This is a genomic window from Pirellulales bacterium (genome assembly GCA_036490175.1).
Lineage (GTDB): Bacteria > Planctomycetota > Planctomycetia > Pirellulales > JACPPG01 > JACPPG01.
Genome location: DASXEJ010000198.1, coordinates 1 through 14236 on the forward strand (window position 1 = coordinate 1; position 14236 = coordinate 14236).

Consider the following 14236-nt stretch of genomic DNA (forward strand, 5'->3'; position numbering starts at 1 on the left):
TCGATATTGTTTGCTAGCAACATTTCGGCCGCACGACATTCGGCCTCGGCCAATAGGCCGAGCAACAGCTCCGGCTCGCGCAGATCATCATGATCGTCACGACTCGTCCAGCCCGCAGCTTCGGCCAATGCGCGTTCAGTCGCGGCGGTGAAAGACCATGCCATAGGGGGTCCAGCATTACAAATCAGGGCAGGCCAGGCAAACCCACGGCCTCGTTTCTAATTATCGCTCGCCCTTCGGCCTTGAGCAGGTCTGTACGCCACAAGACAGCAAGGACGGATTCCACGGCCATTGGATGGCCGTAAAGTCAAGCGACACTTTTACTTGCCTTGCTCGAATTCTATTGGCGAGATACAATTCCGCACCGAACATACTCGGCGAGAAAGGAGTCTTTCCCGATGCGCGGCGTGCAGTGGGCTATCTATTTGTGGCCCGGATTACCAGGGCTCTGGTGGCGCGGTGCATGGTCGGGATTGGCATTGGCCGTCTCGTTTGCGTTGTTATTAAATCTAGTGGTGGCGGCGACGTTGGTGTGGGGGGAGTTGTTGGGGCCGCAACGGGCAGGGGCGATCTGGTCGGGGTTTATTGCCGGTTGGCTGGCGCTACTTTTTGTCTCGCGACGTGCGGCGCCGCGGGCCGAGGCCTCGCCAACAGGTCCAAACGACTTGTTTCCCGCAGCTTTGGCGGAATACTTAAGGGGGAACTGGCTGGACGCAGAGTTGCTCGCGCGCCAACTTGTGGCCCAGATACCCACGGACGTTGTGGCAACTTTACTGCTGGCCGCGACCCTGCGACATACGAACCGGTTTGACGAAGCCCGGGAAACCTTAGACGGTTTGACCTTGTGGGATCGGGCAGCAAGCTGGCAGATGGAAATCAACGCCGAGTACCAGCGATTGTCGGAGAAGGAAATTCGGCTCGCCGAGGGCTCCCAGCAGCCCTCGATTGAAGAATGTGCCGTCGAAACGGAGCTTGAAGCGCCGGACGCGGGGGGCAGCGAGCAAACGGAACACAATGTGCTAGAGAGTGAAGAACCGAGGATTTCGCTGCCAGATTGGCGTCGTGCGGCTTGAAGGGCCGCGCGGCTAGGCAGCGAGATAGAAAGACGCAGTGAGACACATAGCAAGTCCCGCGGCCATTCATTTTCGTGAATGGTCGCTGTAGCAGACTGGACTGTCACACGGAGAGAGCGCATGTACGAACGATTTACCGATCGCGCGCGTAAGGTCATGCAACTGGCGAACCAGGAAGCGCAGCGGTTCAACCACGAATACATCGGCACCGAGCATGTCCTGCTGGGCCTTATCAAGGAAGGCAGCGGCGTCGCGGCCAACGTGCTTAAAAACCTCGACGTCGATCTTCGCAAGATCCGCCTCGAGGTCGAGAAGCTCGTCCAAAGTGGACCGGACATGGTCACAATGGGTAAGCTGCCGCAAACACCTCGGGCCAAGAAAGTCATCGAGTATTCGATGGAAGAGGCCCGCAACCTGAATCACAACTACGTCGGCACCGAGCACATCCTGTTGGGCTTGCTCCGCGAGCAAGAAGGCGTCGCGGCCCAGGTGCTGATGAACTTGGGTTTGAAGCTGGAAGAAGTCCGCGAAGAGGTCCTGAACCTGCTTGGCCACGGTATCGAGGGAAGCGAGGGGGGCGAGCGCAGCCCAGCAGGCGGCAGCGGCGGCAGTGGTACGGCCGAGTCGGGCAAAAGCAGCAAGTCGAAGACTCCGGCCCTGGATAGCTTTGGCCGCGATCTGACAGAGTTGGCTCGGCAAGGCAAGCTCGACCCGGTGATCGGACGCGAGAAAGAAATCGAGCGGGCTATCCAGATTCTCAGCCGCCGCACGAAGAACAACCCCGTCCTGTTGGGTGAAGCAGGCGTCGGCAAGACAGCCATCGTCGAGGGCTTCGCTCAGCGCGTGATCGATGGCAACGTGCCCGAACTACTTTGTGATCGCCGGATCGTGGTATTGGACCTGGCCATGATGGTGGCCGGCACCAAGTATCGCGGCCAGTTCGAAGAACGTATCAAGGCGGTCATGAACGAGGTCCGCCGTGCCAAGAACACGATCTTGTTCATCGACGAATTGCACACCCTGGTCGGAGCAGGCGGAGCCGAGGGTGCCATCGACGCCTCGAACGTGCTCAAGCCGGCACTGGCCCGCGGCGAGATCCAGTGCATTGGCGCCACGACCCTGGACGAGTACCGCAAGTACATTGAAAAGGACAGCGCGCTCGATCGACGATTTCAATTGATCATGGTGGAGCCTTCGACCAAGAGCGAAACGGTCGAGATCCTCAAAGGTCTACGAGACCGTTATGAGACACACCATCGCGTGCAAATCACCGACGACGCGCTCGGCGCGGCTGTCGAATTGTCCAGCCGCTACATCACGGCCCGTTGTTTGCCGGATAAGGCCATCGACGTGATCGACGAGGCTGGCGCCCGCGTACGGCTCAAGGCCATGACTCGTCCGCCAGATCTTAAGGAAATCGACGAAGAGGTCGAGCGTCTGAACAAGGAAAAGGAAGAGGCGGTCGCCAATCAGGACTTCGAAAAGGCGGCGGCTCTGCGTGATCAGGCCGACAAGCTGAAGAAGAAAAAGCAATCAATCACCCGCGACTGGCGCGAGAAATCGCGTGAGACCGACGGCGTCGTAGACGAGGAAGTGATTGCCGAAGTCGTCTCGAAGATGACCGGTATTCCCTTGACGCGTATGACGACCGAGGACTCGTTGCGGTTGATGGAGATGGAAAAGGACCTGCACAAGCGGGTTATCAGCCAAGACGAAGCTATCAAGTCGATCTCGAAGGCGGTTCGCCGCAGTCGCAGCGGACTGAAGGATCCGAAGCGGCCGACGGGGTGCTTTATCTTCGCCGGCCCCACCGGCGTCGGTAAGACCTTGCTGGCCAAGGCGCTGGCCGAATTCATGTTCGGCGACGAAGACGCCCTGATCCAGATCGACATGAGCGAGTACATGGAGAAGCACAACGTCAGCCGGCTGATCGGAGCGCCGCCGGGCTATGTTGGCTTTGAGGAAGGTGGCCAGCTCACCGAGAAAATTCGCCGCCGTCCTTATGCGGTGGTCCTCTTGGACGAAATCGAGAAGGCCCACCCCGACGTGTTCAATATGCTGCTGCAGGTGATGGAAGAAGGCCGTCTCACGGACAGCTTCGGGCGGAACGTCGACTTCCGCAATACGATCGTCATCATGACGACCAACGCGGGGGCCGAGGCCATCAAGAACGAGTCGTCCTTCGGCTTCCAATCGCCAGACGACGATTCGACCTACGAAAGCATGAAGAGTCGCGTCAATGAACGGATCGAAAAGGTCTTCCGTCCGGAGTTCCTCAACCGCGTCGACGACGTGATCATTTTCCGTCACCTCGACGTTGCCGACCTCAAGGAGGTTGTGGAACTCGAGCTGAGCAAGGTCCGCGAACGCCTGAGCGAGCGCGGTCTGAAGCTGACTTTGACCGACGAAGCCAAGAGCTTCTTGATCAAGAAGGGATCGAACACGGATTTCGGTGCCCGGCCGCTACGTCGTGCGATCGAGAACTATGTCGAGGATCCGCTCTCTGAAGAACTGCTCAAGGGAGAGTTCCAGGGGAAGGACACGATCACGGTCGAAGTCAAAAAGGTCGGCGACGTCAACCAACTCGTGTTCGAGGGCAAAGTCACCGAGCCGGAAACTGTAGGCGCCGGCGGCGGCACCTCGCCGACGGCGTAACTCGTGACTCATTGGAAAATATATCGCGGCGGGGGACGTTGAGCATCGTCGCGTTGGCGCTGAATTCGATTGACAACTAAACCGCCGCCTCCGTTGCCATTCCGGGCGGAGGCGGCGGTTTTTTATTTCGGGCCGACTGCGGCAAGCCGCAGGCGTACAATTTGAAGCCGTCGGGACAAATATGGGACGAGTCCAGCGAGGTTTCCGACGAAATGCTGGTTCGTCAATTGTCGCAGACGCATTCGCACGATAGATTCGAAAATATCCTCCTGTCGGTCGATGATCCCGAGCGTACCACCTTCGAGCAACTCAGGCAGGCGCTCGATCGCTTCACGGTTGCGGCCGCGAATCACACAAGGGAAGGTTGCAAGATAGTGATCGAAGTCTTCCCGAGGGCCGATGCCCCAAGAACACGAAGCGAAGACGACCCCGCAGCCAAGTGCAGGCGCATGAGGCAATTTCCGGATAGCGAACGCTAGTCAATCGACGCCGCATCGCGGCAAGCGATCCAGTTCGTCAACCGCCCACCTGCGCCTGGCCACGCGGGCCAGCACGCTAGGCCCGTAGTTCGATACGCCTCAGTGGTCCGAAGGTAACCGAATCACAGGCGAGGGCGAAAACTAGCAAACAAGCGTGGTACCGACGGAGCTTCCTAACCCATTCGCAAAATGATTTCCAAGGAAGGGACACATGGGAATTATCAAAATCGCGATCCTAGCGTCGACTATCGCATGTTCGTCCCTCGTTGGTCGCGGCCTCGCCTCCATGCCAGTGCCGGTGACGGTCGAGTTTATAAAAAAAAGAAGTGAAAGCGCGTTCAAGTCGGGTACCGGCAAGTCATTGGTCCATTACTCGTTAATATCAACAGGCGAGATTCGGCATCGCGCGCATAAACTGTCGGACGAAACTATCGGTCGTAAAATAGCCTATTCGGGCTCCGTCCAACGTACACAGTGCATATACCTAAGTATCGACGTGCCCGAGCAGACAACATTCGCCGACCTCACGGCGGCTCTCGAGCGATTGAAGGCCGTCATTGCCAAAAATGTGACCGGAAATTGCAACGCCCTGATTCAGGCTTTTCCTCGCGACTGGGCGCTTGCGCCTAATCCAGATGTCGATAGCGACACTCCTGCGCCCCCGAGGTAGCTGTTCGACGCAGTAGCCTCATTGCCGTCCCGGTATCAGAACCCGCGGTCGATGGCGAGCGCTTCAGTGGCTGTTTTTCTGCTCGATGTCAGATTCGGCCATCTCACCCCCGCGCGGGGCGCGACTATCTGCGGGTCGGCAGGCGAAAGCCGGATGGGATACGCCGGCGTTCGGTTTTGGGACAGCAAAACGCCCTCGCGGATCGGTGTGGGCGGCTGGAACAGAACGCCCCTGGCGAGTAAAAATGAGGCTCTTGCGCCCGCCGCGATAAGCTTCGCACTGCCACGCCTCTTGTGCGATTCGCTCGGCCGGGTCCGTCCACGGTCAGTTCGAGGCACGTCCTAACTACGCACGCGCATAGCGTTTGAACGATGAAGCCCATTCGCAAGCTGTTGGTCGCCAATCGCGGCGAAATCGCCATTCGGGTGTTCCGCGCCGCCCACGAACTCGGCATCCGCACCGTGGCGATCTACTCCCAGGAGGATCGCTTTGCCCTGCATCGGCTGAAAGCCGACGAAGCCTACCCGATCGGCAAGCCTGGCGAGCCGCTACGGTCGTACCTGGATGTCGACGGCATTATCGACATCGCCGTGCGACACGAAGTGGATGCCATTCACCCCGGCTACGGCTTCCTGTCCGAAAACCCGGCCTTGTCGCGCGCTTGCCGCAAAGCTGGCATTATCCTTTGCGGACCGCCGGCCGAGATTCTCGAGCAGCTTGGCGATAAGGTCACGGCCCGCGGCATAGCCGCCCGCGCGGGCGTGCCGGTATTGGCCGGCAGCGATCACCCCGTGGCCGATTCTGCCGAGGCAGCCCGGTTGGCTGAGAAGCTCGGCTACCCCATCATGCTCAAGGCCGCCAAAGGGGGCGGTGGGCGCGGCATGCGCGTCGTAGAAACCGCCGCAGAGTTAGCCGGGTCGCTTGCGCAAGCACAGCGTGAGTCGTTGGGGGCATTTGGAAGTGACGAAGTGTTCCTCGAAAAATTCATCACGCATCCCCGGCATATCGAGGTCCAGCTTCTTGGGGACCAGTACGGAAACCTGGTCCACTTGTTCGAGCGCGATTGTTCACTGCAACGACGGCATCAGAAGGTCGTCGAGCTCGCACCGGCTCTCAAGCTCGATCCCAAGGTCCGCGAGGCCATTTGCCAGGCCGCGCTTGATATCGGCAACGCGGTTAAATATCAGAATGCCGGCACGGTCGAGTTTCTGCTCGATACCAGCACCGACAAGTTCTATTTCATCGAAGTGAATCCCCGCATCCAGGTCGAGCACACCGTGACCGAAGTCGTCACGGGCGTCGACATCGTGCAGTGCCAAATCCTGATCGCCCAGGGCAAGCGTTTGGACGAGCCCGAGATTGATCTGGGCTCCCAGGCCGCGATCACCACGCGCGGCTTTGCCATTCAGTGCCGGGTGACGACCGAAGACCCTGAAAATCGATTTCTGCCCGACTACGGTCGGATCACCGGCTACCGCTCGGCGGGCGGAACAGGTGTTCGCCTGGACGGCGGTACGGCGTTTTCCGGGGCCATCGTGACACCGTTCTACGACTCGCTGTTGGTTAAGGTCACCGCCTGGGCTCGCCATTTCCCCGACGCTGCCCGGCGCATGGAACGCTGCCTGCAAGAGTTCCGCATCCGCGGCGTGAAAACCAACTTGCCGTTCCTGATGAACCTGGTGACCCATCCGCAATTTCTGGCCGGCGGCTACACGACGCGATTCCTGGACGAAACCCCCGAGCTGTTTCAGTTCACGACGCCGCGCGATCGGGCGACAAAGATCTTCAACTACCTGGCAGATGTGATCGTCAACGGCCATACCGCAGTGAAGAAGCGGCCCGAGAACGTCCGACGGGCGTTGGCTCCGCTGCCCTCGATCGATGCCGAGCGCCCCGGCTCGCACGGGGCGCGCGACCGCTTCAAGCAACTCGGTCCCGAGCGATTCAGCCGCTGGATCCTCGAACAGAAGCAGCTGTTACTGACCGATACAACGTTCCGCGACGCCCATCAGTCACTATTGGCCACCCGCCTGCGGACGCACGACATGCTGGCGATCGCACAGGCGTATTCCCGGCTCGTGCCGCAGTTGTTCTCGATCGAGATGTGGGGCGGAGCTACATTCGATACAACCATGCGCTTTCTGGGGGAGTGCCCCTGGCAGCGATTGGCAGACTTGCGCGAGCGGATTCCGAATATCTTGTTCCAGATGCTGTTCCGCGCCTCGAATGCCCTGGGATACGCCAATTATCCGGACAACGTCGTGCAAGCATTCGTCAAGGAGACGGCCGATGCGGGTATGGACATATTCCGCATCTTCGACTCGCTCAATTGGGTCGAAAATATGCGCGTTGCAATGGAGGCCGTTATCGAATCCGGCGCCATCTGCGAGGCCGCGATCTGCTACACCGGCGATATCCTCGATCCCAAGCGGACCAAATACGACCTGAAGTACTACGTGAAAATGGCCAAGGAGCTGGAGAAGCTCGGTGCCCATATGCTGTGCATCAAGGATATGGCCGGCCTGTGCAAGCCCTACGCTGCGCAGTTGCTGGTCCGCACGCTCAAGCAAGAGGTGGGCATCCCGATTCATTTTCACACACATGACACCAGCGGTGTGCAAGCGGGCGCCGTGCTCAAGGCGGCCGAAGTCGGATTGGACATTGCCGACGCGGCCATGGCACCGTTCTCGGGCCTCACGTCGCAGCCCAACTTGAATTCACTGGTGGAATCGCTGCGATTCACCGAGCGCGACACCGGGCTTGGTTTCGAGCCCTTGCAGCAGATCGCCGACTATTGGGCAGCGGCACGCGAATACTACACCCCGTTCGAGACCGGCATGCTGGCCAGCACCGCGGACGTCTATCGCGACGAAATGCCAGGGGGCCAGTACACCAACCTCTTCCAGCAAGCCAAGGCTATCGGCCTGTCACACCGCTGGCGCGATATCTGTCGCGTGTACGCCGAGGTCAATCAGCTTTTTGGCGATATCGTGAAGGTCACTCCCAGCTCGAAGGCTGTGGGGGACATGGCGTTGTTTATGGTCACGGGCGATCTGACGGTGAAGGACGTGCTTGATCCACAACGGGAGTTGGCATTTCCCGAGTCGGTCGTCGACCTGCTGTCGGGCAAGATGGGCCTGCCGCCGGGCGGGTTTCCGCCCGAGGTGCAAAAACGGATCCTGCGCGGCGGCGCGCCACTGACCGAGCGTCCCGGGGCGACCTTGCCGCCAGCCGATTTCGCCGCCGCCGAAGCCGCCGTCGAGAAGATCCTGGGCCAGAAGCCTACTTCGCGCGACGTCATGTCGTATTTTATGTACCCAAAGGTGTTCGCCGAGTACGCCGCACGTCAGGAGCAGTACGGCGATACTAGCGTGCTTCCCACGCCGGTCTTTTTCTACGGGCCCGAGCCGGGCGAGGAGTTCACGTTCGACATCGAACGGGGCAAGACGCTGATCGTCAAGTACTTGACCATGGGCGACCCTCACCCCGATGGACGACGCACCGTCTTTTTTGAACTGAACGGCCAGTCGCGAAACGTCACGGTGCAGGATCGCTCGCTCGATTCCTCGGCCGTACATCATCCCAAGGCCGACGCGAACGACCCCAACCATGTGGGCGCGCCGATGCCAGGCTCGGTGGTCACAGTGGCGGTTCACGTCGGCGACGCCGTGGCCAAAGGCCAGAAGTTGCTGTCGATGGAGGCTATGAAGATGGAGACCACGGTCTACGCCGAACGCGACGGCAAAATTACCGAGTTGCTGGTCCGGCCTGGCGTGCAAGTCGAAACGGGCGACCTGCTCGTGCGCTTTGGCTAACCGGCAGGCGTGCGCCGCTGGTCCTCCCTTGTTCGCGGCAATGGCGCAGTAGGCATGGGGTAATCGCATCAGGCAAGGCGTCATTTCGCGAAAAGGCCCTTGTCCGGCTTTGTCCGCCGTTGGGTGTCCGCCAGGGTGGCCTACTTTTCCGTCGTTTTTTCCTGCAAGTTACAGCGCAGACTGGGTTTGCGCTTGCCGATTTATTCAATTAATGGAATTATTCAACGCTGAAATAAACGACGTGATTGACGTGACCATGACCTTGTACTGCCGCCAAATGTTGTCGGGTCAAGAGAAAGCGATCGCGCGCGGTGTGGGGTATTCGATCCATCACGGCGTTCATTGTACGGCGACCCGCGCGCATCGGCAGGCCGCCAATCAGCCGCCACCAGTGCATGGCCACGCCAAGCCGGTCATGCCAAGAAACGCCAGGATGACGTCGAGATTTAACCCGACGATCGCACCGCCAGGGGTTCGCCATTGTCCTTGGCCGATAGCCCCAAGATCATCGGCACGGCGCGCTGGGCCCATTGATCGGGGGTGGGGTAACTGTTGGCGTCGGCGCCCCAAGCCGTTTGCAGCATGTCGGTATTGATCACACCAGGATTTAGCGGCACGGCGGCCATCCCCTCCGGCAATTCCTGCGCAAGCGCACGTGTCAGCCCTTCGATGGCCCATTTCGTAGCACAGTAGGGAGCCACCTCGGGCGAGGTCGAACGCCCCCAGCCAGAACTGAGGTTCACAATAACGCCTCGCTGTCGCGCAACCATCGCCGGAACGAAATGGCGGATCACGTGAAACACGCCATTGATGTTCACGTCGATCAACTGCTCGAATTCAGCCAGCGGAATTTGCCATAAAGGAGCCGGCGCGTTCATCAGGGCCGCATTATTCACCAACAGGTCGGGCGCGCCGACGGCGGCCACAATGTCAGTGGCCCAACTCTTCACCTGGTCGTCGTGCGCTACATCCATAGCGGTAAAGCGGTGAGGGGCCGGCCAACGTTTGGCAAGCGTCGCCACGGCCGAGGCGCTGCGCGCCGCGCCACAAACCGTGTGGCCGCGCTCGATAAAACCTTCGGCCAGGGCCAAGCCCAGGCCACGGCTGACGCCGGTGAGAACGATGATTTTGCGATCTTGTAGCATTGTCGGTTGAAAATCAGGCCCGCGTGAGAGTTCATTTTCCTCAGGACACCATGCGAATCACGAATTCTTTTTGGACCCGCATTTTTGTTTCGCACTCGCAGCAGGTAATGACAAAGTCGTCAGACACGCGGTGCGCACCCAAATAATTAACCGTCTTGCACCTCGGACAGTCGTAGAATACCACAACCGGCGTGAACGTCAGCAGTCCATCCTTTTCTGCGTAGTCATACATCGCGCCGCAGCGTATGTCAGGGCACGTTACTCGCGGTTTGATTTCCAGCGCTTCAGCATTCCGATTAATTGTTCGTCCACATTCGCATTGGACGGCAACAGACCGACGGATATTTGCAATCACGTTGCTAGTCGTGAACTCCCGCAACGCCGCAATAGTATCGAGAAGGAATAATTTGAGTTTCGGCAAGTCTACATCAACATGCTGCATCGACGCGTGAAGAAATGAACCTAACTTGTGCCAATACTCTTTAATGAGGTGTTTCGTCACGGCCTTTTGATCGCGCGCCAGTAACGACCGCTCCTCGCTGTCAAGAATCGTCAGGCGAACATCTTTTCCTGCATTTGGGTCGCAATCAGTAATGGCATCGATCACCTGCTTAGGTTGCCATCGTTTGAGAATATCTGTCGGGAGTTCGTCGGCGTACACGGGAACCAGTGCATAGAAAGCGCGCTCGATACCCATGCGTAGCTGAAGGCAGGCGTATCGAAGGCTATCTTCGTCACCTCGCTCTAGAAGTGCCGTTGCCCTCTCCACACAAAGAACGGTTTTTTGATACATCCTGCACCTCACCAACCTCGTCGCGAGCAACTAAACGTCACACTGAGTCGACACCCTAACTCGATATTAGTTCGGGTGTCGCAAGGTGCACGCAATCTGTACGCACAACTACGATGGGGGCATCACGTCGGCGCCGGGCGTGACTTGCTTGATGTTTGGCGTCACGTCGGCATCGACGTTGCCAACCGCCCAGGAAAGTCCGCCCAGCAGGATTTGCTGAAACTTGGGGCTGCTCCATACGTCCTCGCGATGGCCCATCGACGTATAGAAGACGCGCCCCTTGTTGTTGAGTCTTGCCCAAGTAGCGGGGAAGGGGGGGCGATCGTAGTCCCGGCCTTCCATACCTTGCGTGTCTTGCACCAGGATCACGTGCAAGTTGTCGGCAAAATTCTTCAACGAGTACCATTCGTCGTTGATCTTGAACGAGTCGGGCGTGTCTTTGTCGGCAACGCCGGCGACACCCGGGAATTTCGGGCTGACGATGACCTGCCGGGCCTTTTGCTGCGGTCCGTGGCTGATGAACTCGCCGCCGACCATGGCAATATAGGGATCGACATCGGTCTGGCGCTGACGCTGCTTTCCGCCATCGTGTCCTGGCGAGTGGCAGGTGTCTGCCCCGCAGTGAGCGGCCAGAAATCCCTTGCCCGAGGCTACCGCATCGAGCAGGCGTTTTTTGCCCTCGGCCGACATGGCAGGCTGTTTATCGTTGCCGACCGTCAGCAGGTCTCCCTGCGTTTGAAAGAAGAACGCGTCGAACCCGCTGATGTCGCTGTCGAACAGGCGTCCATCCTTACTGGCCACGACCTCGAAATCGTGCTGCTTCCCCAAATCGGTCAACACCTGATCGGCATGCGATGGGTTGTCGCCGTTGCGGCGAATGCAGCTATGCTCGAAGCCGCCGCTTTTGGTAAAGAACAGAATCTTGCGTTTCGGCTTGTCGGCCGCCTTGACCCAACCGAGCGGAAACTGACTGAGGGCCAACGCGGCAGCGGACGAGACGAGCATCTCACGGCGTTTCATCTTAGGCAGTCTCCGGGCGGGGCAGGGCGTGATGTTTCCAGGGGGCCGGCAAGCAGGTCTAGCTTACACTCGCCGCCAGGTGAATCCAACTAGGGGCGCGAGGCGGGAGTGTGACTTAACTGCCTGCTGGCGGGAGTTTTTACCGCCATATTCCAGGCGGCTGCTTGCGATATTCTGGAATGGGCATGTTCTGCGGCCACGTGTCATCCGCAGAGACTCTTGCTTCGGGAAATGCATGTCGAAGTCGCTCAACGTCTTCATCGTTCCGATTACGAACGCTGATGCCGTCCCAGTAGATGGCACCTTTTTCGTAGCCGAACACGGCGGCCACGATTCTCCACGAAATGGGGCTGGGCCATTCTGGCGAATCGAGCGAGAATGCGCTGCTGGGTTGCAACAATGCCTCTCGCTCCCGTACTACGGCGGCAGCATGTCCCAGCCATGCCGCAAGAAAACAGAAAATCGTTACGACAACAAACAGCGTCGCGATCCCGAACTGCATCCAGCGGCGTTTTGGCGTCTCGCCCATGCCGCCATTCTAGCCGGCGAACAGCACCGAATCGAACAGCTCGTCATAGCTCGGGACGTGCCGGGTGCCATTCCCACGTAAAGTTCTTTTTGCCACGAGGAAACGCACGTTCCAACATCAAGACATGCCCAGGCCGGCATGGGCATGGCACCCAGCGAATCCAACCAGGGGTCGAGAGGTCGTGCAGTTGCCAATCGGTGCTTTCGGAACATCGGCGTCTGTTCGCGCATGGTCGCAAAGAATTGCACGAGCGGCCGCGACACTTCCGCGCTGGGATGGCCGCCTGGAAGGCGAATCGTCCGTATGCATCGTTCACTCAACTGACGTCGTAATGGTTGAGGAATGCAAATTCCTCCTTACGAATTCCGAAAGGATTTGGCGGCCCTATGTGGCTGCGAACGCGATAGTGATGACTTGGGCAAAGCTGGGGTTGATCCAGGAGACCTTTCCGAGAACGGTGGGGGCGATGGATTCCCTTTGGTTCTTGCTCGGTACGCTGGGCTTAAACACCGAATATGGTTATCGGCGCGAAGCTACTGACGCAGATCGCCGCACAAATGACATATTGGTGCTGGACCGTTACATTCGTTGGATACCAGTGCTTGACCGGCTATCGACGCGATTTCTTTTCGCACTCAACTGGATCGGCCGGGGAGTGGCGAGGCCACATTGGGCGGGCGGTGCTGTCGGAGCCGCACTTTCCGCGGGTTGGAAACCTAGCAAAACGCTCTCGACATTAGGTGGCACAACCGACGACATCTGCACGATGGAACATGACGGCCTTATTGAGCGCTGCGATGGTAGGTATCGAATTGCATCGTCGTTCCGCAACCTTCAGGCGCATTAAAACTAGGCCTCGCAGCGCTGGGTACAAAGTAGCTGGTAGGTTATTAGAATCGGGTGTTTAACAGCCGTTGACCTTTTGTAGTGCTCGTTTCGCGGCTTCATTCGCTTCAGGGGCGTTCGGAATGGCGATCAAATTCTTTCGCGCTCGGATGGTGCCGTATGGCGCCACCTGCGGTCCGGTTTCTCCAAGACGTTCCGCCGCCGGTACCTGAATGTTCTTTCTAAAGCCGGGGTGCCATGCCCACGGAGGTACGCCGATTAGGGAGTGCTTTCGTACGGGACAACGCCCGATCGGCAAGCATGGCACCTGGCGCAGAGATCAGCCGCGCTGCCGGGGATGCCGCATTGTATTACACTGCGGGAATGGACAAAGAAAACTCACGCCGCTGGTTTCAGTTTGAACTGCGCCCGCTGTTCTTATTTACGGCAGTCGTTGCGGTCGGATTGTGGGCTCGGCCAGCCGCCGATTTGCTGCTATTAATCGGATGCTTCCTTGCCGTGGTCTTGGGATGGGCGTGGCTCACGGTTTCGGTCGCCCATGCTTTGGCCGATAAATTGACAGGACAGTCGCGAACCGGGCGTATGCGCAAATGCGAAAGTCCTAAGACATCCCCGGAAAATGGGATTCCTAGGACTTCCGTGAGACCGAGCACGAAAGACGCATGGGGTTGTTAGCGGCTATTTGTCATTCGCCGCCGGAGGCCGCGTCAGCGGGTGCGGGCAACGTGCGAGATGTAGATGTTCCCCGGAGGGAGTCCAATAGCTTTTTTGCGAATTGATCCTTCGGTTGCAGTTGAACCGCTTTCTCCATCTCTTGCGTTGCCTGAGTCGGATAGCCCAGGTAGTCGTACTGAAAGCCTAAAACGAAACGCATCGCCGGGTCGTTAGGCTTGTCGTTGCGAGCTTTTTCCGCAGCCCGCAATTGTTGCGTGAACGTGGCGTTGCTTGGATAAAGCTCTTTGTAATTCTTCACTACAACGCCCCATTGCTCTGGCGGCAAGAGAACCATTCCTAGCTCGGTCGCGGCAGCCGATTCGTTGTAGGAGCCTTGCGCGAAGAGCGCTTGGGCGAGCATCATGGCAAGAGTGCCATTTTGGGGATCGTCGACCAGGGCATGTTTCCAGTTGTAAGCAGCGGTCTGGTACTGTCCGGCGCTAAAGGCGGCCTCGCCAGCCTGATCGAACTGCAGGGCCTCGGTTGCCGCAGTGGTT

10 protein-coding genes are annotated in these 14236 nt (G+C 58.8%); 5 read left to right on the forward strand and 5 right to left on the reverse strand.

Features of this window, described 5'->3' with window-relative positions:
- Positions 1–398 precede the first annotated feature (398 nt).
- The 4 genes from VGG64_14175 (at position 399) to VGG64_14190 (ending at position 8692) form a co-directional block, all read left to right on the forward strand.
- Positions 399–1073 (forward strand): tetratricopeptide repeat protein, encoded by a 675-nt coding sequence (locus VGG64_14175; protein HEY1600751.1) that lies wholly within the window; start codon positions 399–401, stop codon positions 1071–1073.
- A gap of 120 nt (positions 1074–1193) precedes the next feature.
- Positions 1194–3728: an ATP-dependent Clp protease ATP-binding subunit gene (locus tag VGG64_14180; GenBank protein HEY1600752.1), complete on the forward strand. Its 2535-nt coding sequence runs from the start codon at positions 1194–1196 to the stop codon at positions 3726–3728.
- Positions 3729–4418: 690 nt separating this feature from the next.
- The gene (locus tag VGG64_14185; protein ID HEY1600753.1) at positions 4419–4877 is read left to right on the forward strand and encodes a hypothetical protein; all 459 of its coding nucleotides are present in this window, start codon (positions 4419–4421) and stop codon (positions 4875–4877) included.
- Positions 4878–5248: 371 nt separating this feature from the next.
- Positions 5249–8692, forward strand: a complete 3444-nt coding sequence (locus tag VGG64_14190; protein ID HEY1600754.1) for a pyruvate carboxylase — start codon at positions 5249–5251, stop codon at positions 8690–8692.
- 446 nt (positions 8693–9138) lie between these two features.
- On the opposite strand, the gene VGG64_14195 is transcribed toward VGG64_14190, so the two are convergent.
- The 4 genes from VGG64_14195 to VGG64_14210 form a co-directional block, all read right to left on the reverse strand.
- Positions 9139–9837 (reverse strand): SDR family oxidoreductase, encoded by a 699-nt coding sequence (locus tag VGG64_14195; GenBank protein HEY1600755.1) that lies wholly within the window; start codon positions 9835–9837, stop codon positions 9139–9141.
- Between the two features lie 40 nt (positions 9838–9877).
- On the reverse strand, positions 9878–10630 hold the full coding sequence (locus VGG64_14200) for a hypothetical protein (GenBank protein ID HEY1600756.1): 753 nt from the start codon (positions 10628–10630) through the stop codon (positions 9878–9880).
- A 108-nt stretch (positions 10631–10738) separates the two neighbouring features.
- Positions 10739–11650, reverse strand: a complete 912-nt coding sequence (locus VGG64_14205; GenBank protein HEY1600757.1) for a ThuA domain-containing protein — start codon at positions 11648–11650, stop codon at positions 10739–10741.
- A 139-nt stretch (positions 11651–11789) separates the two neighbouring features.
- Complete coding sequence (locus VGG64_14210; GenBank protein ID HEY1600758.1) at positions 11790–12179, reverse strand: hypothetical protein; 390 nt, start codon at positions 12177–12179, stop codon at positions 11790–11792.
- A gap of 331 nt (positions 12180–12510) precedes the next feature.
- Between VGG64_14210 and VGG64_14215 the strand changes: the two genes are divergently transcribed.
- Positions 12511–13026, forward strand: a complete 516-nt coding sequence (locus tag VGG64_14215) for a hypothetical protein (protein ID HEY1600759.1) — start codon at positions 12511–12513, stop codon at positions 13024–13026.
- 684 nt (positions 13027–13710) lie between these two features.
- On the opposite strand, the gene VGG64_14220 is transcribed toward VGG64_14215, so the two are convergent.
- The coding region (locus VGG64_14220; GenBank protein HEY1600760.1) for a hypothetical protein at positions 13711–14236 on the reverse strand (526 nt) is incomplete at its 5' end.